The 25,589-nt window shown below is 60.2% G+C and carries 20 protein-coding genes and 1 other RNA gene; 12 read left to right on the top strand and 9 right to left on the bottom strand.

Annotated elements, in window-relative coordinates; translation table 11 throughout:
• Positions 1 to 26: 26 nt before the first annotated feature.
• The 3 genes from serC to gyrA form a co-directional block, all read right to left on the bottom strand.
• Positions 27 to 1,109: a 3-phosphoserine/phosphohydroxythreonine transaminase gene (gene serC / locus GSQ93_RS24925; RefSeq protein ID WP_158938316.1), complete on the bottom strand. Its 1,083-nt coding sequence runs from the start codon at positions 1,107 to 1,109 to the stop codon at positions 27 to 29.
• 202 nt (positions 1,110 to 1,311) lie between these two features.
• A complete protein-coding gene (locus GSQ93_RS24920; RefSeq protein WP_089163319.1) occupies positions 1,312 to 1,914 on the bottom strand; it encodes a DUF2059 domain-containing protein in 603 nt (200 codons plus the stop codon).
• 119 nt (positions 1,915 to 2,033) lie between these two features.
• Complete coding sequence (gene gyrA / locus GSQ93_RS24915; protein ID WP_158938315.1) at positions 2,034 to 4,751, bottom strand: DNA gyrase subunit A; 2,718 nt, start codon at positions 4,749 to 4,751, stop codon at positions 2,034 to 2,036.
• Positions 4,752 to 5,466: 715 nt separating this feature from the next.
• On the opposite strand from gyrA, the gene ompA reads away from it, so the two are divergent.
• The 4 genes from ompA (at position 5,467) to ssrA (ending at position 8,300) form a co-directional block, all read left to right on the top strand.
• Positions 5,467 to 6,120, top strand: a complete 654-nt coding sequence (gene ompA, locus GSQ93_RS24910) for an outer membrane protein OmpA (RefSeq protein ID WP_158938314.1) — start codon at positions 5,467 to 5,469, stop codon at positions 6,118 to 6,120.
• 227 nt (positions 6,121 to 6,347) lie between these two features.
• A complete protein-coding gene (gene ubiG / locus GSQ93_RS24905; protein WP_158938313.1) occupies positions 6,348 to 7,046 on the top strand; it encodes a bifunctional 2-polyprenyl-6-hydroxyphenol methylase/3-demethylubiquinol 3-O-methyltransferase UbiG in 699 nt (232 codons plus the stop codon).
• Between the two features lie 77 nt (positions 7,047 to 7,123).
• Entirely contained in the window at positions 7,124 to 7,840 is a 717-nt protein-coding gene (gph, locus tag GSQ93_RS24900) for a phosphoglycolate phosphatase (RefSeq protein WP_158938354.1), read from the top strand.
• 91 nt (positions 7,841 to 7,931) lie between these two features.
• Positions 7,932 to 8,300, top strand: a transfer-messenger RNA (tmRNA) gene (ssrA, locus tag GSQ93_RS24895).
• 433 nt (positions 8,301 to 8,733) lie between these two features.
• On the opposite strand, the gene GSQ93_RS24890 is transcribed toward ssrA, so the two are convergent.
• Entirely contained in the window at positions 8,734 to 8,997 is a 264-nt protein-coding gene (locus GSQ93_RS24890; protein ID WP_158938312.1) for a hypothetical protein, read from the bottom strand.
• A 180-nt stretch (positions 8,998 to 9,177) separates the two neighbouring features.
• Entirely contained in the window at positions 9,178 to 10,266 is a 1,089-nt protein-coding gene (locus GSQ93_RS24885) for a substrate-binding domain-containing protein (protein WP_158938311.1), read from the bottom strand.
• A gap of 139 nt (positions 10,267 to 10,405) precedes the next feature.
• On the opposite strand from GSQ93_RS24885, the gene GSQ93_RS24880 reads away from it, so the two are divergent.
• The 4 genes from GSQ93_RS24880 to GSQ93_RS24865 are packed head-to-tail and all read left to right on the top strand — an operon-like array spanning position 10,406 to position 15,661.
• Entirely contained in the window at positions 10,406 to 10,903 is a 498-nt protein-coding gene (locus GSQ93_RS24880; protein WP_158938353.1) for an NAD(P)H-dependent oxidoreductase subunit E, read from the top strand.
• Complete coding sequence (locus tag GSQ93_RS24875; protein WP_158938310.1) at positions 10,900 to 12,456, top strand: NADH-quinone oxidoreductase subunit NuoF; 1,557 nt, start codon at positions 10,900 to 10,902, stop codon at positions 12,454 to 12,456. Before GSQ93_RS24880 ends, GSQ93_RS24875 begins: the two co-directional genes overlap by 4 nt.
• A 15-nt stretch (positions 12,457 to 12,471) precedes the next feature.
• Positions 12,472 to 15,393, top strand: a complete 2,922-nt coding sequence (gene fdhF / locus GSQ93_RS24870) for a formate dehydrogenase subunit alpha (protein WP_158938309.1) — start codon at positions 12,472 to 12,474, stop codon at positions 15,391 to 15,393.
• A 19-nt stretch (positions 15,394 to 15,412) separates the two neighbouring features.
• Positions 15,413 to 15,661, top strand: a complete 249-nt coding sequence (locus GSQ93_RS24865; RefSeq protein WP_158938308.1) for a formate dehydrogenase subunit delta — start codon at positions 15,413 to 15,415, stop codon at positions 15,659 to 15,661.
• 4 nt (positions 15,662 to 15,665) lie between these two features.
• Here the strand turns inward: GSQ93_RS24865 and GSQ93_RS24860 are convergent, their stop codons facing one another.
• The 3 genes from GSQ93_RS24860 to GSQ93_RS24850 form a co-directional block, all read right to left on the bottom strand.
• Complete coding sequence (locus GSQ93_RS24860) at positions 15,666 to 17,399, bottom strand: FAD-dependent monooxygenase (protein WP_158938307.1); 1,734 nt, start codon at positions 17,397 to 17,399, stop codon at positions 15,666 to 15,668.
• Between the two features lie 64 nt (positions 17,400 to 17,463).
• Positions 17,464 to 18,483 carry a cation diffusion facilitator family transporter gene (locus GSQ93_RS24855; protein ID WP_158938306.1) on the bottom strand — a complete coding sequence of 340 codons (1,020 nt, stop codon included), beginning with the start codon at positions 18,481 to 18,483 and terminating at the stop codon, positions 17,464 to 17,466.
• Complete coding sequence (locus GSQ93_RS24850; RefSeq protein WP_158938305.1) at positions 18,484 to 18,813, bottom strand: helix-turn-helix transcriptional regulator; 330 nt, start codon at positions 18,811 to 18,813, stop codon at positions 18,484 to 18,486.
• 137 nt (positions 18,814 to 18,950) lie between these two features.
• On the opposite strand from GSQ93_RS24850, the gene GSQ93_RS24845 reads away from it, so the two are divergent.
• Positions 18,951 to 20,819 carry a tetratricopeptide repeat protein gene (locus tag GSQ93_RS24845; protein WP_158938304.1) on the top strand — a complete coding sequence of 623 codons (1,869 nt, stop codon included), beginning with the start codon at positions 18,951 to 18,953 and terminating at the stop codon, positions 20,817 to 20,819.
• Positions 20,820 to 20,896: 77 nt separating this feature from the next.
• Here the strand turns inward: GSQ93_RS24845 and GSQ93_RS24840 are convergent, their stop codons facing one another.
• On the bottom strand, positions 20,897 to 22,195 hold the full coding sequence (locus tag GSQ93_RS24840) for an MFS transporter (protein ID WP_158938303.1): 1,299 nt from the start codon (positions 22,193 to 22,195) through the stop codon (positions 20,897 to 20,899).
• Between the two features lie 336 nt (positions 22,196 to 22,531).
• Between GSQ93_RS24840 and GSQ93_RS24835 the strand changes: the two genes are divergently transcribed.
• From GSQ93_RS24835 to GSQ93_RS24825, 3 genes are all read left to right on the top strand, one after another.
• Positions 22,532 to 23,029, top strand: coding sequence for a GNAT family N-acetyltransferase (locus GSQ93_RS24835; RefSeq protein WP_254074044.1), 498 nt, complete (start codon positions 22,532 to 22,534; stop codon positions 23,027 to 23,029).
• 358 nt (positions 23,030 to 23,387) lie between these two features.
• Complete coding sequence (locus GSQ93_RS24830) at positions 23,388 to 24,680, top strand: hypothetical protein (RefSeq protein WP_158938301.1); 1,293 nt, start codon at positions 23,388 to 23,390, stop codon at positions 24,678 to 24,680.
• Between the two features lie 106 nt (positions 24,681 to 24,786).
• The gene (locus GSQ93_RS24825) at positions 24,787 to 25,491 is read left to right on the top strand and encodes a DUF2968 domain-containing protein (protein ID WP_158938300.1); all 705 of its coding nucleotides are present in this window, start codon (positions 24,787 to 24,789) and stop codon (positions 25,489 to 25,491) included.
• Positions 25,492 to 25,589 lie beyond the last annotated feature (98 nt).

Genomic DNA, 25,589 nt, shown 5'->3' with positions numbered 1-25,589 from the left:
AAGCATCGGATGGGAGGCCAGGTCCCTTAGGCACCGGCCTGCTCGAATTCCTTCATATACTCGACGAGCGTCTTCACCGCTTCGAGCGGCACCGCGTTATAGATGGACGCGCGCATGCCGCCGACCGACTTGTGGCCTTTCAGCTGCAGCAGGCCGCGCGCTTTCGCGCCGGCCAGGAATGCTTCGTTACGGGATTCGTCGGCGAGAAAGAACGGTACGTTCATCCTCGAGCGCGACTGACGCTCGACTTTGTTCAGATAGAAACTGCTGGCGTCGATGGCGTTGTACAGCAGCGTCGACTTTTCGATACTGCGTGCTTCCATGGCTTCCAGCCCGCCCTGCTTTTTCAGCCACTTGAACACCAGGCCGGCAATGTAGATGGCGTAGGTGGGCGGCGTGTTGTACATGGAATTGTTCGCGGCGACCGTCTTCCATTCGAACGCCGACGGGCAGATCGCCAACGCGCGGTCGAGCAGATCCTCGCGCACGATCACGACCGTCACGCCCGCCATCCCGATGTTCTTCTGCGCGCCGCCGAACAGCACGCCATATTTCGCGATGTCCATCGGGCGGGAAAGAATGTGCGACGACGCGTCCGCAACCAGCGGCACCGAACCGAGATCGGGAATCTCAAAGGTCTCGACGCCGTCGATCGTTTCGTTCGTGCAGATATGAACGTAGGCCGGATCATCGGAGAGATGCCATTCGTCAATCTTCGGCACGTGCGTGAAACCCTGCTCCGTTTTGCCGTTGGCAGCAATGTGCGGCGTGCCGTACTTCTGCGCTTCCTTGAAAGACTTCTGCGACCACGAGCCGGTCACAACAAAGTCCGCGGTTTTACGCGCGCCCATCATGTTCAGCGGAACGATCGCGTTCTCGCCGATACCGCCGCCCTGCAGGAACAGGATCCTGTGCGACGCGGGTACTTTCAGCAGATCGCGGAGATCGGTCAGCGCGGCCTCATGAATGGACATGAACTCAGCGCCGCGATGACTCATTTCCATCACGCTCATGCCGCTACCGTGCCAATCGAGCATTTCGTCGGCGGCTTGACGGAGTACTTCTTCGGGCATTGCTGCAGGACCCGCGGAGAAATTGAAGACGCGCATCTGATAAACACCCCGAAAAACCGGACGCAATAAAGAGAACGCCAGCGGGAAAACGCCAGCCCGAAAGCTGGATAACGTCTAAACCACGCCGCGAAAAACAAATGGCTGTTTGCGTCTGAACGCAAACAGCCATTATCGCACCGTCCCGAAAACCCGCCAAACAACAGCCGCATGCGCGGCAGCGGGCTTTGGCAGCCTTAGCTTACTTCGGCTTGACGGCAGCCACTTCCTTGTCCGCTTGCGTGCGGGTGGCCTTGATCGATTGCGGCATGTACTTCTGCATCAGACCGTTCACCACGTCACGACCAACCTGGTCTTGAACCTGGATGAACTTGCGACCCGTCGGGCTCTTGTAGAACGTCGTCAGGTCTTTGATTTCAGCCGTCGTGTAGTACTTCGCGTAGGCGTCGTACTGAGCCTGCATAGCGTCTTGACGGAACGAGTCGGTCGCGAAGACCTGACCAGCGGAGTCCACCAGCTTCGGTACCGTGTCCTTCTGGAGCTGAGGAACAGCAGCTTGCTTCTGCTTGTCGTTCATCGTCTTGTTTTCGCTCAAAGCGTCAGACAAGATGGCCGGAACCAGTTGCTTCGACTGCATTTGTGCGCTGTTACCAATGGCGCCGACGAGCTTTTGCGCGTCGATTGCATCCAGCAGGTCCTTGATCGCAGCTTGCTTCGCCGGATCCGGTGCCGCTGTGGCTGCGTCTGCAGCCGGCGTCGTCGCTTGGCTCTGGAGTGATTGAGCCGATGCGAAAGCCGGTACCAAAGCAGCCAGCAACATCCATTGTTTAAACTGTTTTTGCATCATTACTCCCTTAAAAAATTTTCGCTTTCATCGCGGCGCGACTCGGCATTTGCTCAAGTCGCGCAGCTTATCCATTCAAGCTTTCAGAAACAGAACAGGCGCTCGCCGCGAACACTGGGTCAGGACGTGCTGTCCTCGTCGCCTTCCGACTTGTCGTCCGGCGTGTCGCCTGCGTCATTCGCTGCATCGGTTGAATCATCAGCCGCTGCGCTGGCCGACGGTTCGCCGGCGTCGTTTGCGTCGCCTGCATCACCTTCCAGATCGGCGTCGAGTTCGACTGCCACTTCCGCCTCGGCTATATGCTGCAAGCCGGACAGCTTCGTGCCGTCGTCAAGACTGATGAGTGTAACACCTTGGGTTGCACGGCCCATTTCACGGATCTCCGAGACCCGCGTGCGAATCAGCACGCCGGTATTGGTGATCAGCATGATCTCGCTTTCCGGTTCGACGAGCGTTGCGGCCACTACCTTGCCGTTACGTTCCGACGTCTGGATAGCGATCATGCCCTTCGTGCCACGGCCGTGACGCGTGTATTCCTCAATCGGCGTGCGCTTGCCGAAGCCGTTCTCGGTTGCGGTCAGCACCGACTGGTTTTCACCGCCGGCCACCAGCAACGCGATGACCTGCTGCCCTTCTTCCAGTTGCATGCCGCGCACGCCACGGGCTTCGCGGCCCATTCCACGCACGTCGTTCTCGTCGAAACGCACCGCCTTGCCCGAATCCGAGAACAGCATCACGTCATGCTGGCCGTCGGTAATCGCCGCGCCGATAAGGAAATCGCCGTCGTCCAGGCCGACTGCAATGATGCCCTTGCGCAGCGGCCGGCTGAAAGCTTCCAGCGGCGTCTTCTTGACCGTACCCAGCGAGGTCGCCATGAAGACATATTTGTCAGCGGAGAACTCCTTGATCGGCAGCACGACGTTGATCTTCTCGCCGTCCTGCAGCGGGAACATGTTCACGATCGGCCGGCCGCGCGAATTCCGCGAACCCTGCGGCACTTCGTAGACCTTGATCCAGTAAACGCGGCCACGGTTCGAGAAACACAGCATGTGGTCGTGCGTATTCGCGATGAAGAGCGTGTCGATCCAGTCGTCTTCCTTCATCTGCGTGGCCTGCTTGCCGCGGCCGCCACGCTTTTGCGCGCGATACTCGGACAGCGGCTGCGACTTCACATAGCCAGTGTGCGACATGGTCACGACCATTTCCTGCGGCGTGATCAGGTCTTCGGTGTTCAGTTCGGTCGCATTCAGTTCGATGCGCGAACGGCGGTCGTCGCCGAATTCGGCGCGAATGGACGCCAGTTCTTCGACGATGATCGCGCGAATCCGCTCCGGCCGCGCCAGGATGTCGAGCAAGTCGGCGATTTGCGCCATCACTTCCTTGTACTCGCCAACAATCTTGTCCTGCTCGAGCCCAGTCAGGCGTTGCAGGCGCATTTGCAGAATTTCCTGCGCCTGGACGTCGGACAGCTTGTACAAGCCATCGGCTTGCATGCCATACGCCGGATTCAGCCCTTCCGGCCGGTACGCCTGACGCCCGCCCGATTCCTCGGTTTCGGCGCGCGACAGCATTTCGCGCACGATTTCCGAGTCCCAGGCGTTGTTCATCAAGTCCTGCTTCGCGATCGGCGGAGTCGGCGCAGCCTTGATGATGCGGATGAATTCGTCGATATTCGCCAGCGCCACCGCCAGGCCTTCCAGCACGTGGCCACGATCCCGCGCCTTGCGCAGCTCGTATACAGTGCGCCGCGTCAGCACTTCCCGCCGATGCGACAGGAAGCACTCCAGCATCTGCTTCAGGTTCAGGAGGCGCGGCTGGCCGTCGACCAGCGCGACCATGTTGATGCCGAACGTGTCCTGGAGCTGCGTCATCTTGTACAGATTGTTCAGCACCACTTCCGGCACTTCGCCGCGCTTCAGCTCGACCACCACGCGCATGCCGCTCTTGTCGGATTCGTCGCGGATGTCCGAGATACCCTCGATCTTCTTCTCGTTCACCAGCTCGGCAATGCGCTCAAGCAACGTGCGCTTGTTCACCTGATACGGGATTTCGTCGACGATGATCGCCATCCGCTGGCCGCGGTCGATCTCTTCGAAGTGCGTGGTCGCGCGCATCACGACGCGCCCGCGACCCGTTCGATAGCCGTCCTTTACGCCCGAGACGCCGTAAATCACACCGTAGGTCGGAAAGTCCGGCCCCGGAACGATTTCCATCAGTTCGTCGATTGTGCTGTCGGGGTTGTTCAGCAGATGCATGCAGGCGTCGACGATTTCGCGCAGGTTATGCGGCGGAATGTTCGTCGCCATGCCCACGGCAATACCGGCCGAGCCATTGATCAGCAGATTGGGGATGCGCGCGGGCAGAACCAGCGGCTCGCTTTCGCTGCCGTCGTAGTTCGGGCCGAAGTCGACTGTTTCCTTGTCGATATCCGCCAGCAACTCATGACCGATCTTGGCCATGCGGATTTCGGTGTACCGCATGGCGGCGGCGTTGTCGCCGTCGACCGAACCGAAATTGCCTTGGCCGTCGACCAGCATGTAGCGCAGCGAGAACGGTTGCGCCATCCGCACGATGGTGTCGTAGACCGACTGGTCACCGTGGGGGTGATATTTACCGATGACGTCGCCCACAATACGCGCCGACTTCTTATAGGCGCGATTCCAGTCGTTGTTCAGTTCGTGCATGGAATACAACGCGCGACGGTGGACTGGCTTGAGGCCGTCGCGGACGTCGGGGAGCGCTCGCCCCACGATCACGCTCATCGCGTAATCGAGATATGAGCGGCGCATTTCCTCCTCAAGGGAGATTGGCAGGGTCTCTTTGGCGAATTGATCCATTTATCCGTGTCTTGAACTGTGCGGCGCCGGCGCGGAATAAAAGCCTCTTTTGCGGCGTTTAACCCGGATTCACCGTCGTTTAGCATCGGCATTGCGAACGCAACGCATCACGCGATTCTAACATGCGCGACATCCGCTCCCGGAGCCGCCGCGTATACATAGAGTCGGGATAGAGCGAATTGAGAAATCCAGGGCCAAAACAAGTCGGAACCGAAGCAAAGCGGAGGTATCGCGAGCCGATGACCAGCATGACGCGGGCCCGTTTAACCGAACAGTATCGAAAGCTTACAAATTGCTGCACGGAACAAAGTGAAAACGTCAGACTAACCCGCTATCATTCGCCCTCACGGGTTTTGTCGCCGCCAATTAATGCGCGAAAAACCGTCGAAAAAAATTGTATTGATGTTTTAGGGAAAAGTTCCGGGGTGGCACGCATTGTGCGCATGTTCGGCACGTATCAAACCCTGCGATTCCCATGCCCCGTCTTGTTGCGCATGCACCACATAAGGTTGCGGGCGTTAGGGCGCCAGGGATATTTTTATCGTTGCAAGGGAACGATATGGCAAAATGCGAACGCACAAAGTTAGACACTGCTCGAAGTCTACACACAGCGTTTTGTTCCGCGGTAATGTTATACTTCGAGCAATGTATGACTTGTCTTTGTCAACAAGGCTCGCAGTAAACCTGCGGTAATCTCAATTTCGAGAGGAGAAATATGAATAAACTTTCAAAGCTCGCGTTCATTGCAGCTACCGCAGTTATGGCTGCATCGGCTATGGCGCAATCGGTCCCGGCTTCGCGTCAGGCAGTGAACGACAACTGGGTTAACGGCACGGGCGAATACGTGTGGATGAACGGCACGAACGAGCTTTGCTGGCGTGACGCGTTCTGGACCCCGGCAACGGCCAACGCTAAGTGCGATGGCGCGCTGGTAGCCCAGGCACCGCAGCCGCCGGTCGCTCCTCCTGTCGCTCCGGTCATCCAGAGCCAGAAGGTTACGTACCAAGCTGACGCTCTGTTCGACTTCGACAAGGCCATCCTGAAGCCAGGCGGCAAGGCAAAGCTTGACGATCTCGCATCGAAGATTGGCGACCTGAACCTGGAAGTCGTGGTCGCAACGGGTTACACGGACCGTATCGGTTCGGACAAGTACAACGATCGCCTGTCCCTGCGTCGCGCACAAGCTGTCAAGGCATACTTGGTCAGCAAGGGCATCGAAGCCAACCGTATCTACACGGAAGGCAAGGGCAAGCGTAACCCGGTTACCACGGGTTGCAACCAGAAGAACCACAAGCAACTTATCGCCTGCCTCGCACCGGATCGTCGCGTGGAAGTCGAAGTTGTTGGAACCTCGCGTCAGCCGCAGTAATTCGCGACAGATTGCCGCAGGATCAAAGCCCCGCTTCGGCGGGGCTTTTTTTATGTGCGGCACATCTTGCTGAACCTTTGCTGAACTTTTGCCGCGCGCCTGCTAAACACCCGGATCATCCCCTTGCTTGGCCCGTCTGGGCTCGTGGCGCGTTTCACCGGCGCTCGCCACCGCCTATATACTGGTGCTTGACCGTTTCTGACCTTATGTTTCAAGGCTATCTGCACATGATCAATGCCGATCCCCACGAGCTTCAAAAATTCAGCGAGCTGGCTCATCGCTGGTGGGACCCGAATGCGGAGTTCAAGCCGCTGCACGAACTCAATCCCGTGCGGCTCGACTGGATTGACGCGCTTGCGCATCTGCCCGGCAAGCGCGCGCTGGATATCGGTTGCGGCGGCGGCATCCTGTCCGAATCGATGGCGGTGCGTGGCGCGAAGGTGAAAGGTGTGGATTTGTCATCAAGCGCGCTAGGCGTGGCCGACCTGCATAGCCTGGAAAGCGGCGTTGAGGTCGAATACGAAGAGATCGCCGCCGAGGCGCTGGCCGCGCGGGAACCCGGCAGCTATGACGTGGTGACCTGCATGGAGATGCTTGAGCATGTGCCAGATCCTTCGGGGATCGTGCAGGCGTGCGCCACGCTCGTCAAACCGGGCGGTTGGGTGTTCTTTTCTACGCTCAACCGCAATGCCAAGGCGTATTTGTTCGCGGTGATCGGCGCGGAATACATTGCCCGGATGCTGCCGCGCGGCACGCACGATTACGCGCGTTTTATCAAGCCGTCAGAACTTGCGCAATACGTGCGTTCTGCGCAACTTGATATCGTTGAAATCAAAGGGATTACGTACCGTCCGCTGAGCAAGCGCTTCGCACTCTCGGACGACTCCAGCATCAACTATCTGATGGCTTGCCGTCGCGTCGCCTGACGGGAACAGACATGAACGATCGCCCAAGTGATGCCGACCCCACGCCTCCGAGCGTCATCGAACCTGTACGGACTTTCATGAGCGACGACCCGACGCCCCTGCCCCAACATCAAACAGACAAGACCCGGCTGAAGCTCTGCCACGCGATTTTGTTCGACCTCGACGGTACGATCGCCGATACCGCGCCTGACCTCGTCGCCGCGGTCAACAAGATGCGGCACGACCGCGGGCTGGAAATGCGGCCGCTCGAAACCCTGAGGCCGCTGGCTTCGGCGGGTGCGCGCGGTTTGCTGGCCGGCGCGTTCGAGATCGAGCCGGAGCACCCCGATTACGCGTCCATGCGCGAGGAGTTTCTCGCCAACTATGAAGCGGATTTGTGCATCGAGACAACGCTGTTTCCGGGTATCGACGAATTGCTCGATCAACTCGATGCACGCGGCGTGCGCTGGGGCATCGTGACCAACAAAGCAACGCGGCTGGCCGAACCGCTGGTGGCGCTGCTTGGACTGGCTGAGCGCGCGGCCTGTGTTGTTTGCGGCGATACCACCCCGCATTCGAAGCCTCATCCGGCGCCGTTGCTGCATGCGGCTGAATTGATGGAAGAGAAGCCCGAGCGTGTGGTGTACGTGGGCGACGACCTGCGCGACGTCCAGGCCGGTTTCGCGGCCGGCATGGTCACGGTGGCGGCCGCCTACGGGTATTGCGGGACGGACTTGCCGCCAACCCGGTGGCACGCCGATCACGTGGTGGAAACGACAATTGAGTTGCAACATCTGCTACGCGACGTGCAGTAGCGTGCATCTGGGCGCCGTGGGCGATGCGTCAATCCGGACGGTCTTTCCGGCGAAAACGCGGACGAAACTGTGAGATAATGATCAATGCTTCGGGGGCGACCTGGTTTCGACAGGGGTTGCGAAGCGGCTAGGGCATACCGAGGACCCGTCACCTCGTAAATCAATGGGAAAAACGTAACTGCAAACGACGAAACGTTCGCACTGGCAGCCTAAGGGCCGCCTGCCTCTCCCTAGTTTACTGACGGACTAGAGTCGCAAGACCGGTAGCAATACCGCGAGAGGTCATATACGTCAGATAAGCCTTGGTGGCGTCATGACATCCGGGTCGAAAATTTAGTGAATCGCCGAAGCGAAGCGTGTTCGTCCGCGTCGCCAGGTTAAATCAAATGATAGAACTAAGTATGTAGAACTGGTCGTAGAGCGCTACTGGACGCGGGTTCGATTCCCGCCGCCTCCACCAAATAGCCTTCTGGTATCACTAAAGTTTGACCAAGAACCCCTGCCCGGCGTCAGCTGCGTGGGGGTTTTTGTTTGTGGGCGATAGCGGGTCTGACCGTCCACTGCGAGAGAGCAAACTGACCGCCCCGATCTGCCCTGGAGCTTTCCCATGCCCTTATTCGCGGGCGATCTGCATCATGCCGCGTGCGCGAGCGAAGTCGCAAAGGACCTTCGCGATAAAACTGGCATCGTCGCCGGCCTTCGAAAGCAGCCTTGATGTAGAGAAGTATTCCGTGCGCAGAAATAACCGGTAAAAACAAACCGTTCTGTCAGATGGCTGTTTCAAGCTGTGGGGCAGTGTAACGGTTTTAAGCCAAGGCACACAGCGAACCACCGGCTTCTTTACCAGCCGCCCTGTGCAAACCCTGGACTTCATCGGCAGCGGTCCTGCAGGCTTATTGGTCCTGCGGGCACTGCAAGTTACAGCCGTTCGGATCGCCCAGATCGCCGCGCTTGCGCTTCGCCGACACGCCATTCTGATATTTATCTGAAGGCGCTGACGCAGCAAACTGCAGCTGCGGATGTTCTTTCAGGCGAAACTGATCTTGCAGGATGCCACCGGGAACACCCGGGGAATTCTGGGCAAAAGCGACGGGCACAAAGGCAACAGCGCTAACAACGAACGCGATCAACGCGGCAACACTCAAAAGCAATTTCATGGCAGCAGTAACGGTGAGTAAAACGGTCGTCGGTTAAACGTTGGGGCAGCGGCATCTCCGGCGCGGTGAACGGCAACAAAACGTGCCACGCAACACCACCCGTATTCCCCGCTAACCATCAGGTTAACGTAATTCTAAACGTAAGGCTTCGGATCGGCCGGAGAGACCCAGTCTAAATGGTTACCGCACGTTTCCGGTCGCTCCGCTGAGCGCCGCCTCAAGCTCAAGCAGTTGCCCGCAAAAAGCCGGATCGTAGCCCTCCAGATGCGCCACGCCGTCCCGGTACACGTCGCTGCGTAGTACCTCAAGCAGGCCGCTGAGCCCCGCGTCGTTGAGTTTGTCGCGATCGCACGCGAACAAATAGTCCTCGTCGATCACCGGAATGAAGTCCAGCGCAAACTGCTGCGCGGCCGGCTGTACGCCGAAGCCAAGATCGGCCATGCCGCTCGCGACGAACGCAGCGATGGCCGAATGCGTCAGTTCGGCAGTGGCGTAGCCGTTGATGCTCGCGGGATCGACGCCTATCTTGCGTAGCGCCAGATCCAGCAGCATGCGCGTACCCGATCCGGGCTGGCGGTTGACGAAGCGGATGTCGTCGCGGGCGAGATCGTGCAAGCCGCGTATGCCTTTTGGATTGCCCTTCGGCAGAAACAGGCCCTGCGTGCGCCGCGTCAGATGAATCAGCCGATGCCGCCCAGCGTCCAGCCACGGGCGGTAAATCTCGGCGCAACTCGCACGGAATTCGCCGATCGGCAAGTGAAAACCCGCCAGCTCGCACTCGCCGCGCGCGAGCGCGCTGACGGCTTCAGCGCTCTCGCGGTATTTGATATCGGCGGGAATCTGCTTCGCGGCCAGCGCGCCGACCAGCCCCGCGACGGCGTCCCCGGGCGACGCGTGAATACAAATACCGCCAACGGCCCGCGACAACCGCCGGTTCAGCTCGCCGGCCACTTCGCTGGCCAGCGCCTGAAGCGGCCCGTCGAGCCGCTCGTTGGACAACCGCTGCGCCCGCAGCACTGCTTCGCCGAGCTCGGACAGCACCGACCCGCGGCCACGCGACTTGGTGATCAGCGCGCAGCCCAACCGCGTCTCTATGTCGCGCAAAAGACCCCACGCGTGCCGATAGGACAAACCCTTAGCCGACGCAGCCTGCGCGATGCTGCCGGTCTGCGAAACCAGCAGCAGAAGCGGCACGGCCGCGCTGAGACTGGCTTCGCGGCCCGCGGCGTCGCGCAGGACGAGCTCGGTACGGCATTCGACATCGATCATATGTAGTCCTAGTTCCTATTGCCATCGACCGATTAGCCTCGTATCTTGCATATCACGGGCTCGGTGCAGCAAATTATAAGACCGATATATGCATTTATAAAACATATGCCGAGCGATGGAGACTCCCCAAATGGTCCAGATGCCTCATAAACACCAGAATCAGCCCGCCGGTACGCCCGATGAGCGCGTCGCGCGCCATCTGAAAAAGGGCGCGTCGCTGCTCGCCGTGCTGCACGCCATTCAAGACGAAGCCGGTTACATTCCCGCCGACCTCATCGCCCCGCTCGCTCAGGCCATGTCGCTGTCGCGCGCGGAAGTGCACGGTGTGATTACGTATTACCACCATTTTCGCTCCGAGCCGCCTGCGCGCGTGACCGTACAGTTGTGCCGTGCCGAGGCCTGCAAGAGCATGGGAACGGAAGCGCTGGCGTCGCATATCGAAGGGCATACGGGGTGCAAGTTCGACTCCGGTCATCAAGTTGATACCGAGCTTGAGACCGTGTATTGCCTCGGGCAATGCGCGTTGTCGCCAGCCATGACCATCAACGGCGAGTTGCATGCTCGCGTTACGCCGCAGAAATTCGAACGGCTGTATGAAGCGGCGCGCGTTCATGCGAGCGCGGAGGACCTGGTATGACGCGCATCTACGTACCCTGCGATTCGTCGGCACTGGCGCTCGGCGCTGATCGTGTCGCGCTGGCAGTTGCGGCCGAAGCTCAGAAACGCGGTATCGAAGTTGAAGTTGTGCGAAACGGTTCGCGCGGCATGCTGTGGCTGGAACCCCTGGTCGAAGTGGAGACGGCAGAAGGCCGTATCGGCTATTCGAATGTGGATGAAGACGATGTCGCCGCGCTCTTCGATGCCGATCTGGCAAATGGCGGCGCGCATAAAAAGCGTCTTGGCGTGGTCGACACCCTGCCGTGGCTCGCGAAACAGCAACGCCTGACGTTTGCACGCATCGGCATTACAGACCCGCTATCCACCGACGACTACGTGAAGCACGGTGGCCTCGAAGGTTTGCGCAAAGCGCTTGAAACCGATGGCGACGCCGCCTGCGAAGCGCTGCTCGAATCGGGCCTGCGAGGACGCGGCGGTGCAGCGTTCCCGGCCGGTATCAAATGGCGCACGGTGCGGGCCGCATTGGCGCCGCAAAAGTACATCGTCTGCAATGCTGATGAAGGAGACTCCGGCACGTTCTCGGACCGGCTGGTCATGGAAAGCGATCCGTACATGTTGATCGAAGGGATGATCATCGCCGGGATCGTGACCAAGGCGACGAAGGGTTATATCTATGTGCGCAGTGAATATCCGCATGCGATTGCGACGCTGAACCGTGCCATCGATAAAGCCCGCGATGCAGGTTGGCTCGGCGCAAGCGTGCTCGGCAGCGACAAAGCGTTCGAACTGGAAGTGGCCAAAGGCGCCGGTTCGTATGTGTGTGGTGAGGAAACGGCGTTGCTGGAATCGCTGGAAGGCAAACGCGGCGTGGTCCGCGCGAAACCGCCGGTGCCTGCTTTAGTCGGTTTGTTCGGCCAGCCGACCGTGATCAATAACGTCATTACTTTGGCAACCGTGCCAATCATCTTCGCCAAGGGCGCGGCGTTTTATCGCGACTTCGGCATGGGCCGCTCACGCGGCACGCTGCCGTTCCAGATTGCGGGCAACGTGAAGCAAGGCGGCCTCGTGGAACTGGCATTCGGCGTGACGCTGCGTGAACTAATCTATGAATATGGCGGCGGCACGGCAAGCGGCAGGCCGGCGCGCACAGCGCAAGTCGGTGGTCCGCTCGGAACGTATCTGCCGGAAAGTCAGTGGGACATTCCCATGGACTACGAAGCCTATGCAGCGGTCGGCGCGGTGGTCGGGCACGGCGGTATCGTGATTCATGACGATACGTCGAATCTCGCCGATCTCGCGCAATACGCGATGCACTTCTGCGCCGTGGAATCTTGCGGTAAGTGCACGCCGTGCCGCATTGGATCCACGCGCGGCGTTGAAGTCATCGCGAAGATCCGTGCAGGAGACACATCGCCGAAACAAGTCACCCTGCTGCGCGATCTCTGCGACACGATGGTTTCCGGCTCTCTCTGCGCGATGGGCGGCATGACGCCGTATCCGGTGCTGTCGGCACTCGACCATTTTCCTGAAGACTTCGGTCTTTCCAAAAAGCCGTCGCAGAAAGCGGCTTAAAAGAAGGAACACAACATGTCCAACTCATCCTGCGGTTCCGGCAATTGCGCGTGCAAGACGAAACTGCGCGATCCCTTCGACGATACCGACTACGGCACGCCGCTGCGCCATGCGGATATCGACGTGACTTTAGATATTGATGGCACGTCAGTGACCGTACCGGCGGGGACGTCGGTGATGCGCGCCGCGATCGAAGCCGGCGTCAACGTACCAAAACTTTGCGCGACGGATTCGCTCGAGCCGTTTGGTTCGTGCCGTCTGTGCCTGGTTGAAATTGAAGGCAAGCGGGGTTATCCGGCGTCGTGCACCACGCCCGTGGAAGCCGGGATGAAGGTTCGCACGCAGACGAACAAGCTGCAGTCGCTGCGCAAGAACGTGATGGAGTTGTATATCTCCGATCACCCGCTCGACTGCCTCACCTGCCCCGCCAACGGCGATTGCGAGTTGCAGGACATGGCGGGCGTAGTCGGCTTGCGCGAAGTCCGCTACGGATACGAAGGCGCGAATCACCTGAAGGACAAGAAGGACGAATCGAATCCGTATTTCACGTACGACGCGTCGAAGTGCATTGTGTGTAATCGATGCGTGCGCGCGTGCGAGGAAACGCAGGGCACGTTCGCGCTGACCATCGCGGGACGGGGTTTCGAATCGCGCGTGGCCGCGAGTGAAAACCAGCCGTTCATGGAATCGGAATGTGTCTCGTGCGGCGCGTGCGTGGCGGCTTGCCCGACCGCAACGCTGCAGGAAAAAACCGTGATCATGCTCGGTCAGCCCGAGCATTCGGTCGTGACGACGTGCGCGTATTGCGGCGTCGGCTGTTCGTTGAAAGCGGAGATGAAAGGCAGCGAAGTCGTGCGCATGGTGCCGAATAAAAACGGCGACGCAAACGATGGTCACGCGTGCGTCAAGGGCCGCTTTGCATGGGGTTACGCCACGCACAAGGACCGCATCACCAAGCCGATGATCCGCGCCAAGATTACTGACCCGTGGCGCGAAGTCAGCTGGGAGGAAGCGCTCTCGTATGCTGCCAGCGAATTCCGTCGCATCCAGGACAAGCATGGCGTCGATTCGATTGGCGGGATTACGTCGTCGAGATGTACGAACGAGGAAACCTACCTCGTGCAGAAACTCGTGCGTGCAGCTTTCGGCAACAATAATGTCGATACCTGTGCCCGTGTTTGTCACTCGCCGACCGGTTATGGCCTGAAGACGACGCTCGGTGAATCGGCGGGAACGCAGACCTTCGCGTCCGTCGAGAAGGCCGATGTGATTGTTGTGATCGGCGCGAATCCGACCGATGGCCACCCGGTGTTTGCATCGCGGCTGAAGCGGCGTGTGCGTGAAGGGGCGCAGCTGATCGTGGTGGACCCGCGTCGTATCGATATCGTAGATACGCCGCACGTGAAGGCGTCGCATCATCTGGCATTGCGACCGGGTACGAACGTCGCGATGGTCAACGCACTCGCGCACGTGATCGTGACCGAAGGCCTGGTGAAGGAAGATTTCGTCGCCGAGCGCTGCGAACCACGTGCGTTCCAGCAATGGCGCGATTTCGTGACGCTTGACGAGAACTCACCAGAAGCCATGGAAGCCATCACGGGCGTCCCGGCTCAATCCGTGCGCGAAGCCGCGCGCATCTATGCGAATGCCGGCAACGGGGCGATCTACTACGGCCTCGGCGTGACGGAACATGCGCAAGGCTCGACGACGGTCATGGGTATCGCGAACCTCGCGATGGCCACCGGCAACGTGGGCCGTGAAGGCGTGGGCGTGAATCCGCTGCGTGGTCAGAACAATGTGCAGGGTTCGTGCGACATGGGTTCGTTCCCGCACGAGTTGCCGGGTTATCGCCATATCAGCGACGCGGCAGTGCGCGCGTTGTTCGAAGAAGCGTGGAGCGTGAAGCTGCAATCGGAGCCGGGCCTGCGGATTCCGAACATGTTCGATGCCGCCGTTCATGGCAGCTTCTTGGGCCTTTACTGCCAGGGCGAGGACATCGTTCAATCCGATCCGAATACGCAACACGTGTCGAAGGCGTTGTCGTCGATGGAATGCATCGTCGTGCAGGACATCTTCCTGAACGAGACGGCGAAGTACGCGCATGTGTTCCTGCCGGGTTCATCGTTCCTTGAAAAGGACGGCACGTTCACCAACGCCGAACGCCGTATCTCGCGGGTGCGCAAGGTCATGCCGCCGCTGCCGGGTCTGGCCGACTGGGAAGTGACGATCAAGCTGGCTCGCGCGCTCGGTTATGAAATGAACTACACGCATCCGTCGCAGATCATGGACGAGATCGCGAGTCTCACGCCGACGTTCACCGGCGTGTCGTACAAGCGTCTCGATGAACTCGGCAGCATCCAGTGGCCGTGCAACGCGCAGGCGCCTAACGGCACGCCGACGATGCACATCGACGAATTCGTGCGCGGCAAGGGCCGCTTCGTCATCACGAAGTTCATCGCGACGCCGGAGAAAGTCACGCGCAAGTTCCCGCTGCTGCTCACCACGGGCCGCATCTTGTCGCAGTACAACGTGGGCGCGCAGACGCGGCGCACGGAGAACTCGCGCTGGCATGACGAGGATCGGCTGGAGATTCATCCGCATGACGCCGAGGACCGCGGCATCAAGGCGGACGATTGGGTCGGGATCGAATCGCGCGCCGGGCAGACCGTGCTGCGCGCGAAAATCACCGAGCGGATGCAGCCGGGCGTGGTGTACACGACGTTCCACTTCCCTGAGTCCGGCGCGAACGTGATCACGACCGATTCTTCCGATTGGGCCACGAATTGTCCTGAGTACAAGGTGACGGCGGTGCAGGTCATGCCGGTGGAACAGCCGTCGCAATGGCAGAAGGATTATTCGCGCTTCAATACGCAGCAGCTGGAGTTTCTCGGGTTGCGTGATTCAACGGAGGCGCCGGTGACGTCGTCGGGGAAATGAGCATGGATGGGAATAAATCATGGATGTGAACAGTTTGGTCGAGATGGCGAACCAGATCGGTGAATTCTTCGATTCAATGCCGGATCGCGAGGAGGCGGTGGATGGCGTGGCCGATCACATTCACCGGTTCTGGGCGCCCCGCATGCGGATTGCGCTGCTCAACGGACTGGACGATCCGGAGGTTGCTTCCGAGCTCAAACCGATTGTGCTGGAAGCGCTGACGAAACATCGGGTGGCGCTGACGCCGGCGGGGGCGGTGGTGACTTAACCCCTCACCCCTCCCCTCGCGGCTGCGTCGAACCGAACCAGGTGTCGCAATGCCGCAGCAGCGCCTGCGTATCCGATGGCGCTCGCCCTCTCGCCGCAATATATCCATCCGGGCGCACAAGATAAAAGCAAGGCCGCGTGCGTCCGTACGCATCCGTCAGCGAGTTCGCGCTGTCGCTGTCGTTATCGGTGATACGCCACACGCGCACCGCATTCGGCAACACTTCTTCGACCAATACCGCCAGCTCGTCCAGATCCTTATCGCGGATAGCGTGCGCGACGGTGAGCGTCGCGGGCGCCAGCGCAGTATCGTTTTCCTGCGCCGGGTTCACCAGCAAGAACAGTGAAAAACACGCAGGATCGTGGAGATCGAACAGACAGCCCACGCCCGGCGCCCGTCCAAGCGGGCCATCGATGACATGCACCCACGCGTCCGGCGCGCGTTCACCCGCACGCGGACCGCCGTCGAGCGAGCGATCCAGCGTGAGCGGACTGCGCCGGTATTGAATCGACAACTCGCTGACCGTGCGTCGAGCGGCATCGCGCAACGGGCCGATAGCCGATAAAGCCGGCATCACGTGATCGCGGATCAGCTTCATCGGCCCATGCTCCGCAGCGGCCATTTGCGTCATGAAGCTGGACTGCCGCAGCACTTCGCGCTCAATCGGATGACGCTCGTCGTGATACGTATCGAGCAAGCGATCCGGCGCGACCCCGGCGAGCATCCGCGCGATCTTCCAGCCGAGGTTGAACGCTTCCTGAATGCCCGTGTTCATACCCTGCGCGCCGGCCGGACTGTGGACATGCGCGGCGTCGCCGGCCAGAAAAATGCGGCCCGAACGCAGCCGGTCGGCCATGCGGTTGTTCAGATGAAAATACGACGACCATTGAAGGTTCGTCGCCGTCACACGATGATGAATACGCCGTTCGATAATCGCCCGGCATTCGTCGAGCGTCGGCCCCGCGTTTTTATCGGGACTGTCCGCCGCGTGGTCGGGTGCTGCGCCGGGTGCCGCACCCAAAGTCACTCGCTTATCCGCGATCAGGCGCGTACGGCCACCGCCCATCGGAAACAAGGTTGCGATTCCCTCGCCGGACGCGAAGATATGGAATTCGTCGTCGGGCCATTCGGTATCGGTGTGAAGATCCGCGAGCAGGAAGGTTTGCTCGAAGGTCTTGCCCGTGAACTCGATGTCCAGACCGTGGCGCACCGTGCTGTGCGCCCCGTCCGCTCCAATCAGATAAGACGGGTGAATCGATTCTTCCGCGCCGTTTGGATGCCGCAGCGCCGTCTCCAGCCCCGCCGAGCCTTGCCGGAAACGCATCAATTCGACGCCGCGTTCAACGCGCACGCCGAACGACGCGAGGTGTTCCGTCATTAGGCGTTCGGTGACGGATTGATCGAGGAACAGCAGATACGGATACCGCGTTTGCAAGGGATCGAAGTCGAGCCGCGCGAGGCGCTGGCCATTCGAATAAAGATTCGCGACCCGCGCCCGGTGACCGAGTTCGAGAAACGGTTCAACCAGCCGATGCTGCTCGAAGAGCTCAAGCGTGCGTGCCTGGATGCCGATGGCGCGTGACCACGGCGAGGGTTCGGGGGCTTTATCGATGAGACGCACCGGAATACCGGCACGAGAAAGGCTCATCGCGGCGGCGAGGCCCGTTGGACCGGCACCGGCGATCAGAACCGGTGGCACGTTGAGGACTTTGTGTCGATTCGGCGTCTGCGCGAGCATGCGCTTCTCCCTCAAACTTCACAGTGCCAAGTGTACGCCGGTCGCCTCGCGAACGACTACGCACTCAATGCGTGTGCGCGTGAGGCTGAGCCTGTTCTGGCGAACGTTCATGCAGCGCACAGTGATGCTCCGTCGTGCCCCTTTCCACTTGCAGTGTGGCGTGGGTCATCGCGTGATCGCGGCGCAAGGTCGCCACGATACCGTCCACGAAAACATCGCCGGGATGACCGTCCGGCATCACCAGATGTGCGGTCATCGCATTCTCCGTAGTGGACAGCGCCCAGACGTGGAGATCGTGAACATCGGTGACGCCGTGCACCTCCGCCAGATATCGTTCGATACCCGGCTTGTCCACGCCCGGCGGGACCGCGTTCATCGCGAGGCGCATGGCGTCGCGGCCAAGACTCCACGTGCCCACCACGATCACGCCGACCACAACAATACTCATCACCGGATCGACCCAGCTCGCGCCGGTGAACAGGATCACGAGGCCGCTGATGGCAACCGCGGCGGAGATACCGGCGTCGGCAGCCATGTGCAGGAAAGCGCCGCGCACGTTCAGGTCCTCCTTGCTGCCGCGCATGAAGAGCCATGCCGAGAACCCGTTCACGACCATGCCGATCGTCGCAACGATAAACACGTCGAGACCCGCGACGGGCGCCGGATTGAGCAGGCGCTGCACGGCTTCGAGCACGATCGCGCCGCAGGCAAAGAGCAGCAGTGCGGCGTTGGCGAGCGAAGCGAGTATCGACGAGCTGCCTAACCCAAACGTGTAACGCTCCGACGGTTTGCGCGTGCCCAACCAGACGGCGCCCCAGGCGAGCAGCAGGCCGAGGACGTCGGAGAGATTGTGGCCGGCGTCGGCAAGCAGCGCGGTGGAATGGGCGATAAAACCGTACACCGCCTGCACCACCACGATCAGCATGTTCAGCCCGACTGCAATCGCAAATGTACGGCCCTGCCCCGCTTGCGGCGCGTGATGGTGATGGTGTCCGCCGGCGCCGTGGTTATAGGCGTGAGCGTGTCCTTGTTCATGCTTGTGGTCGTGGTCATGATCATGCTGGTGCTTCGATTGAGGTTCCATTTATTCGTTATCCGGTCGGAAGTCGGTTTGCGGCTCGGCAACGTGTTCGAGCAATTCGGCCAACATGGCGCTGATGTGGTTATCGGCGGCGAGATAGAAAACCTGCTTGCCTTCACGCTCGGCGCGTACGATCCGCGCCGCCCGCAGCAAACGCAGGTGATGACTGACGAGCGAAGCCGACAATCCCAGCGATTCCGCTATTGCGCCCACCGCGCAGCGCCGGTCGACGCACGTCAGCACAATCCGCAAGCGCGTGGGATCGCCCAAGAGGCGGAACAGGTCGGCAAGCGGAACAACGCGCTCATCGGTTGCTACAAAGGGAGAAGACAAAATAGGCTAGCCAACAATTGAACAGGTGTTCATATGTTACAGATATGAATCCGGCTGCGTCAATGCCAAATTCCGCAAAATTCGGGATCGGCGGCGTACGTGTGTAAAAATGAGGCGTTTGCATTCGATTTTCCTCAATGGATACAGTTTTTGCGCGTGGCTTCGCGGCGCATCGCGATGGCCGCCTCACCGAAGCGGAACGCGACTATCAAGCCGCGCTTGCCGCAGAGCCCTCCCACGTCGACGCACTTCATCTGCTCGGCGTGCTGCGCCATCAACAAGGCCAGCACGCGGAAGCAGCCGAACTGGTGCGTCGCGCGGTGGACCTGCGCCCCGCCGATGCCGGCCTGCAGCTCAATCTTGGCAACGCGCTGAAGGCGCTGGGCCGGATCGACGACGCCATCGAGCGATTCCGTAACGCGCTGCATCTGGAACCCGGTTTCTCGCTTGCGCAGTACAACCTCGGCAACGCGTACGCGGCGGCGGGCCGTCACGAAGACGCCGCCGATGCCTTCGAAAAAGCGCTGCGCCTGCAGCCGCTGGACGCCGCGACCTGGAATAACTTCGGCAATGCGCTGCTCGGCATGCGTCGATACGAAGAAGGCGCGAAGGCGTTTCACCGCGCGCTGCAGATCCGTCCCGGCCACGCGGGCGCGCACAACAATCTCGGCATGGCGCTCAATTCACTCGGCGACACCCACGGCGCGATCGAGCAATTCCGTGCCGCCATTGCGGTCGAGCCGAACTATGTCGCGGCGCATTTCAACCTGGGCAATCTCCTCGATGCCGTCGGCCAATCGCACGAAGCCGTGCCGGTGCTCCAGAAAGTGCTGCGTATGCAGCCGCAATTCGCGCCGGCGCACTTCGGCCTGGGCCACGCGCTTGCGGCTATCGGTTCGCACGAGACGGCGTTACCGCAATTCGAGCGTGCAGTCGGGCTCGACCCGAAATACGGCGTTGCGTGGCTGGGCCTCGGCAACGCTCAATTGGCACTCGGTGCACACAAGCCCGCGCTGCGTGCATTCGATCAAGCCTTGCGGCTCGATCCCGGCCTCGTCGCGGCGAATTTGAATCGGGCGCTGACGCTGCTGGCACTCGGCGATTACACGCGCGGCCTGCCCGCCTACGAATGGCGTCTGCGCACGCCGGGCAGCATTGCGCTGCCGTCGCGGCCGAAGTGGAACGGCGAGCCGCTGCCACGCCAGACGCTGCAGATTCGCGCGGAACAAGGTTTCGGCGATACCTTGCAGTTCGTCCGTTTCGTCCCCTTCGCGGCGAAGCTCGTTGGACAGATCGTGCTTGAAGTACAGCCAGAACTCGTCGCGTTGCTGGAGCCCGCGGCGCACGCGGCGGGCGTCTTGCTGAAGAGCACGGCCCATGGTTCGGCCAACGCAGCCCCGCTCGCCGATGCAGACGCGTTCTCGCCGTTGCTGAGCTTGCCCCTGGCGCTGGGTGTATCGAGCGTTGACAAGGTGCCTTCACGCACGCCGTATCTCGTGGTGCCGGCGGCGTACAGGAAGAAGTGGCGCGGCTCGCTCGGCGGTCAGTCGAAACGCAAGCTGGGCATTGCCTGGTCCGGGCGCATTCAGCCGGGCGAAACCCGCTCGGCGCCGCTTGGGATACTCGAACCGTTGTTCAGGCTGGAAGGTATCGACTGGATCGTCTTGCAGCCCACCTTGACCGACGAAGAGCGCGCGTTGCTGGACATTCATCCGCGCGCCCGCTTTATCCAGCGGCTGGAAGGCAAGCTCGACGATTTCGCGGATACGGCCGCGATCGTGGATCGGCTGGACGGCGTGGTATCCGTCGATACCGCCGTTGCTCACCTGACCGGCGCGTTAGGAAAGCCGTTATGGCTGATGCTGCCGTTCGCGGCCGACTGGCGCTGGGGTATCGATACCGCATCGACTCCGTGGTACCCGAAAGCGCGCTTGTTCCGCCAACCGAAACCCGGCGCGTGGGACGATGTGGTCCAACGCGTGGCTGGAGGAATAGGCGCGTCGTAAAACAGTATTTACGTTGAAGGCACAAACAAAAATCCCTCGCCATGGCGAGGGATTTTTCGTTTCAACACTGACAAATATCAAGCCGTCTTGTATTGACTCCGCGCTTCCGTGGATCGATACAAAACCAGCGTCGCGATCAACCCGCAGACCGCGGCAACGCCCATCCATGCACCCGGCGCCGCCTTGTTGCCGGTCGCGTGAATCAGGTACGTGGAGATAGCTGGCGTGAAGCCGCCGATAGTCGTCGCCAGGCTATAAGCCAGCGAAAAACCTGTCGTGCGGACTTCAACGGGCATGACTTCGGTGAGCGCCACGACCATCGCGCCGTTATAGCTGCCGTACAGGAACGACAGCCACATCTCCACGCCGAGCAAGCGCAGGAACGACGGATCCGCGACCAGCCATTGAACGGCCGGATACGACGTGAGAATGGTAAGGATCGTGAAGAACAGCAGCACCGGACGACGTCCGATGCGGTCGGAAATCGCGCCGGAAAGTGGCAGCCACACGAGATTCGACAAGCCGATGAACACCGTCACCACCAGCGCATCGATGGAAGAAAGCTTGAGCACTTCCTTGCCGAAGGTCGGCGTATAAGCCGTGATCATGTAGAACGACACCGTGGTCATGATGACCATGCCCATGCCGGCAAGCACGATGCCCCAGTTCGAGAGCATCGACTTCATGATCTCGCCCATCGCCGGACGATGCTTGCGCGCGAGGAACTCTTCGGTTTCCTGCAGCGAACGGCGAATGATGAACAGGAACGGCACGATCAGGCAGCCGATGATGAACGGCACACGCCATCCCCATGAAGTCATCTGGTCAGGCGGCAGGATCCGGCTCATGCCCACGCCGATCAACGCGGCAAACACCACGGCCACTTGCTGGCTACCCGACTGCCATGAGCAGTAGAAGCCCTTGTTGCCCTTGGTCGCGATCTCGGAGAGATACACCGAGACGCCACCCAGTTCCACACCAGCCGAGAAGCCTTGCAGCAGACGTCCGAGCAACACGATGATCGGCGCGGCTATGCCGATAGTCGCGTACCCCGGAATCACTGCAACGAGCAAGGTGCCGACGGCCATCATGGCCAGCGTGAGGATCAGGCCTTTGCGTCGTCCGTGATGATCGATGTAAGCGCCGAGCACGATGGCGCCGATCGGCCGCATCAGGAAGCCTGCGCCGAATACGGACAACGCGAGCATCAGCGACGCAAATTCGTCACCGCTCGGAAAGTAGGTCTTCGCAATGGCCGAGGCGTAATAGCCATAGACCATGAAGTCGTACATTTCGAGAAAATTGCCGCTGACAACGCGGAACACCGACTTCGCCTTCGACTCGTTCGCTGGCGTTGCATGTGACGGGCTGGACATGGCTATCTCTAAAAACAGTGGCCGGATTCCGCAGCTGATGCGCCGTGAATCGACCGGATGTTGACGACGACCCGATAGCACTGCACCGGATGCCTGTGTAAGCTTCGCCGTGATCAAACCGGCGAAAAATGCTCAAAACGATGCGAAAGCGCGCCGGATCACCGCGAACAAGGGTTAACCATCGCGGCACTAAAACCATGCACGATGCCAATGTTACAGCGGGAAAGTGAAATCCGCCTATTCGGAACATCGCTCATATGTGTGTAAAACCACCTTAAAATTAGATTACATATGTCTATCTATAAGCCTACATTTTCTGATCCGTCATGGCCTTTCATGCTGCGGCAGGCAACGTCGACCGATGCACAACTCATCGCCGAGATGCATGCGCAAAGTTGGGCGTCGGCGTATCGCGGGATCCTGCCGGACGACTTTCTCGATCACGAGATGTCGGCCGAACGCGAAACGCACTGGCAGACACGATTCGAAGGACTGGCTGCGGGAGCGGGCGAGGTATTGATCGCTGTACAAGATGATCGGCCGATCGGTTTCATTTGCCTGGTTGCCCCCGATGAAGACGGCAGCGTGCTCGTGGACAATCTGCACGCGCTACCGGGAGCCAAAGGCAGCGGATTGGGCACCGCCATGCTGAGCGTCGCCGCGCAATGGGCACGCGATCGTGGCGCGGCCAGCCTGCATTTGTCGGTACTAGAGCCGAACGTTGCAGCTATTGGTTTCTATGAGTCTCGCGGATGGCAACTGGCTGGCCGCGAAGACGACACAATGGGCGGCATTGAGATCATCGCGCTGCGTTATGTCCTGCCATTAGGCTGATACCCCGGCGTTTCTTTTGCCTTCGCGGATGGGGCGTTGTAATCTCATTTAACGCCTGTACGCCGACTGCAAAAACACGTCTCCGGGGAGTCAGGCGTCGCGCACTGAAACGTCCGATGCGTCCGTGTCGAATCAGCGAATTTTTTTCACTCCGAACGCCTCTTATTCAAGGAACTAAGAAGGTTCTGAGCGACGCGCCAAGCTGGCGCTGGGTATCATCGAGGGCTGTTCTGTGGCGGGTCCGGGAAAGGTGAAGTATTCATCACCTTTGCGGCAACAACCGGGCGACGTCCACACGGCTGCCCCGCTTGTTCGTTCGTTGAGCAGTCCTGACGCCCGCTTTCGGAAATGAGAAAAGATGAATGCTCCTCTGGTCGTTGTACAAGGCGATCTGCTTCTGCCGACGCTGTTCCCGCTTGCCGGTATGCCCAACGCCGTTTATGGCGAAGAGTGGACGTTAACCGGCACGCGTCCGGTATTGACTGAATATGAAATACCGTTTTACGCGGCTCGTTTCCTCACGGCCTATATCAGCGCGCTTTCTCTTCGCGACGATCGTTTCCCGTATACGCCCGCCAGTCTCTGGGGAAAGTTCAAACGCAACGACGAAGTCAATCACGCCGAGCAAGGCATTGGGATTCCCCCGGTTCCCGTCAACGAAGCACCGCCAGCCGCCGAGCCGGCGCCGTTCGCGTTCGAGCCGTTCACCGCGCCCGACGACCGGCATGTGAAAGCACCGGCAGCTAATCACGATCATCGCAAGCAGTTTGCTGGTGGAGCGATTGCGCTGGCATGCGCTGCGTTTATTGCATGGGCATTGTTTGGTACGAAAATCGGCCATCAGGATGCCGAAACGCAAAAGCCCAAGATCGTGTTGAGCGCTATCCCGGTGATCAAACCGACAGCCGATTCTGATTCTGATTCTGAAACGGTTCATGCATCCGGTGCGTCGAGCGCAACGGTGGTGGTTGCTTCGCCTTCGGCTTCGAATGGCGCTTCGACTGTGGCTTCAGCGGCGGCCAAGACTGCTGCTTCGGCCGAAGCTTCTGCCACTCGCTCCGCCGCCGCCGCGATTGCCGCTTTGCCTGCGGTGCAAAAAGCTGTCGATCTAAGTAGCGCCAACGGCAACAGCAACAGCAAGCCGCCGGTTAGCATGGCCACGACTACGAGCGCCATCGCTAGTAATAGCCGGGCCACCGCGCCCAATACCGTGTCGGAACGCGCAACCAAAGCGCGGACAGTTGCGCAACCTCTGGAACGCCATGGTTCGAAAGCCAAGGCGAAGAGCAAGCGCGATGCGCACCGGTACGAGGTGATGCATCGGCGCCATGGCCATGAGTATCACGGCGAGCCGGTTTATCGCAGCACCGGGCATGAAGCTCCCCTCACGTCGCCGGGCCGCCGTACGCTCACACGCAATGACACGCGCTCAAACACGGCAAGCTCATCGCTTAGCGTCACCGATATGTACAACATGCTCGCGCACTCCGCCGTACTCGATGACAACAGCGGCTCAGCCCGCCAGCCAGTTCGCGTAGCGCCCAGAGCAGCGGCGGCTTTGCCTTCCCCCCGCTCCAGCGATGCACCCAGCTGGAATTCCGACTTGAGCCAACGTCGCGTCACTGACACGCCCACGCAATTTTCCAAGTGACCGGCCGCCCTCATGGCGACATCGTGCAGCGCGTTTTCACCCCGCACGCGGCACGATGCATCGTCATTCGGTAGCCGAAACTTACTTAATCTTGAAGCCTCGCCCTATGAAGCACGCCTCCCTCTCCACCCTCCTGAACGCGCTGTTCGTTGCTGTGATCGCGCTTGGCTCATCCGTCGCGACGGCTTATCAGCCAGTTGGCACGCTGCTCTCGACAACAGGCCTCGCCGATCCCATCCGGCAACCTACCGCTAACGGTTCCATGGATGATTTTCAGGACGGCTCCGACGCTGCGTCGAACGGCCAGACACCGGGCAATGTGTCGGAACTCATGCAGATGGTCCAGGCCCATAAGGTGACTGAATTGCGTGTCACGTACAACGGCAACTATGGCGCGGCGCTGTTTTTCTATCCGCAAGACATGGTGTATTACGTCGCGTTGTTCCAGGACAAGAACTTCTGGCGCGTGGTGAAATCGCAGGACGACGCGCGTGCCGAAACGGTGTATGCGCAGTTCGCCCGCAAGAGCTATGCGCTCGCGGAGGGCGAGATCAAACGCACGCGGTTGCAGGCGCAAAAGGCGCTGCTCGAACGCGTCATTGCGGTATCGAATGATCGGGCGCAGCGCCTGACCACTGATCTTTCCATTGCACGGGTGCAGGAAAGCGAAGTGTCGCAACGTCAGCAACAGATGCAGGTGGAATCGGCGGCATTGCTGAATGAAAAATCCGTCGCCGAGCGCAAGTTGCTTATGTTGCAGCGGCAGGTTCAGCAACTCCAGGATCAGAGTGAAGCAGGACTCGTTCAGTAACGCTCAAGCTCGATCTGGCATTCGATCCAGGCGACCGCGTGGCAACTAAAAGGCCGTTCCAACTTTCATGTTGGAACGGCCTTTTGTGTTTTAGTCAT

It is taken from the genome of Burkholderia sp. S171, assembly GCF_009766085.1.
GTDB lineage: Bacteria > Pseudomonadota > Gammaproteobacteria > Burkholderiales > Burkholderiaceae > Caballeronia.
Note: the sequence above shows the minus strand (reverse complement) of the source record. Positions and strands in the feature narration are given on the sequence as shown.

Coding starts and splice junctions, on each gene's coding strand:
- GSQ93_RS24845 (WP_158938304.1), top strand. CDS start 18,951: ATGGATACAGTTTTTGCGCGTGGCTTCGCGGCGCATCGCGATGGCCGC.
- ubiG (WP_158938313.1), top strand. CDS start 6,348: ATGATCAATGCCGATCCCCACGAGCTTCAAAAATTCAGCGAGCTGGCT.
- GSQ93_RS24875 (WP_158938310.1), top strand. CDS start 10,900: ATGACGCGCATCTACGTACCCTGCGATTCGTCGGCACTGGCGCTCGGC.
- GSQ93_RS24865 (WP_158938308.1), top strand. CDS start 15,413: ATGGATGTGAACAGTTTGGTCGAGATGGCGAACCAGATCGGTGAATTC.
- GSQ93_RS24840 (WP_158938303.1), bottom strand. CDS start 22,195: ATGTCCAGCCCGTCACATGCAACGCCAGCGAACGAGTCGAAGGCGAAG.
- gph (WP_158938354.1), top strand. CDS start 7,124: ATGAGCGACGACCCGACGCCCCTGCCCCAACATCAAACAGACAAGACC.
- GSQ93_RS24885 (WP_158938311.1), bottom strand. CDS start 10,266: ATGATCGATGTCGAATGCCGTACCGAGCTCGTCCTGCGCGACGCCGCG.
- GSQ93_RS24825 (WP_158938300.1), top strand. CDS start 24,787: ATGAAGCACGCCTCCCTCTCCACCCTCCTGAACGCGCTGTTCGTTGCT.
- gyrA (WP_158938315.1), bottom strand. CDS start 4,751: ATGGATCAATTCGCCAAAGAGACCCTGCCAATCTCCCTTGAGGAGGAA.
- GSQ93_RS24920 (WP_089163319.1), bottom strand. CDS start 1,914: ATGCAAAAACAGTTTAAACAATGGATGTTGCTGGCTGCTTTGGTACCG.
- serC (WP_158938316.1), bottom strand. CDS start 1,109: ATGCGCGTCTTCAATTTCTCCGCGGGTCCTGCAGCAATGCCCGAAGAA.
- GSQ93_RS24855 (WP_158938306.1), bottom strand. CDS start 18,483: ATGGAACCTCAATCGAAGCACCAGCATGATCATGACCACGACCACAAG.
- GSQ93_RS24880 (WP_158938353.1), top strand. CDS start 10,406: ATGCCTCATAAACACCAGAATCAGCCCGCCGGTACGCCCGATGAGCGC.
- GSQ93_RS24890 (WP_158938312.1), bottom strand. CDS start 8,997: ATGAAATTGCTTTTGAGTGTTGCCGCGTTGATCGCGTTCGTTGTTAGC.
- GSQ93_RS24860 (WP_158938307.1), bottom strand. CDS start 17,399: ATGCTCGCGCAGACGCCGAATCGACACAAAGTCCTCAACGTGCCACCG.
- GSQ93_RS24830 (WP_158938301.1), top strand. CDS start 23,388: ATGAATGCTCCTCTGGTCGTTGTACAAGGCGATCTGCTTCTGCCGACG.
- GSQ93_RS24835 (WP_254074044.1), top strand. CDS start 22,532: ATGCTGCGGCAGGCAACGTCGACCGATGCACAACTCATCGCCGAGATG.
- ompA (WP_158938314.1), top strand. CDS start 5,467: ATGAATAAACTTTCAAAGCTCGCGTTCATTGCAGCTACCGCAGTTATG.
- fdhF (WP_158938309.1), top strand. CDS start 12,472: ATGTCCAACTCATCCTGCGGTTCCGGCAATTGCGCGTGCAAGACGAAA.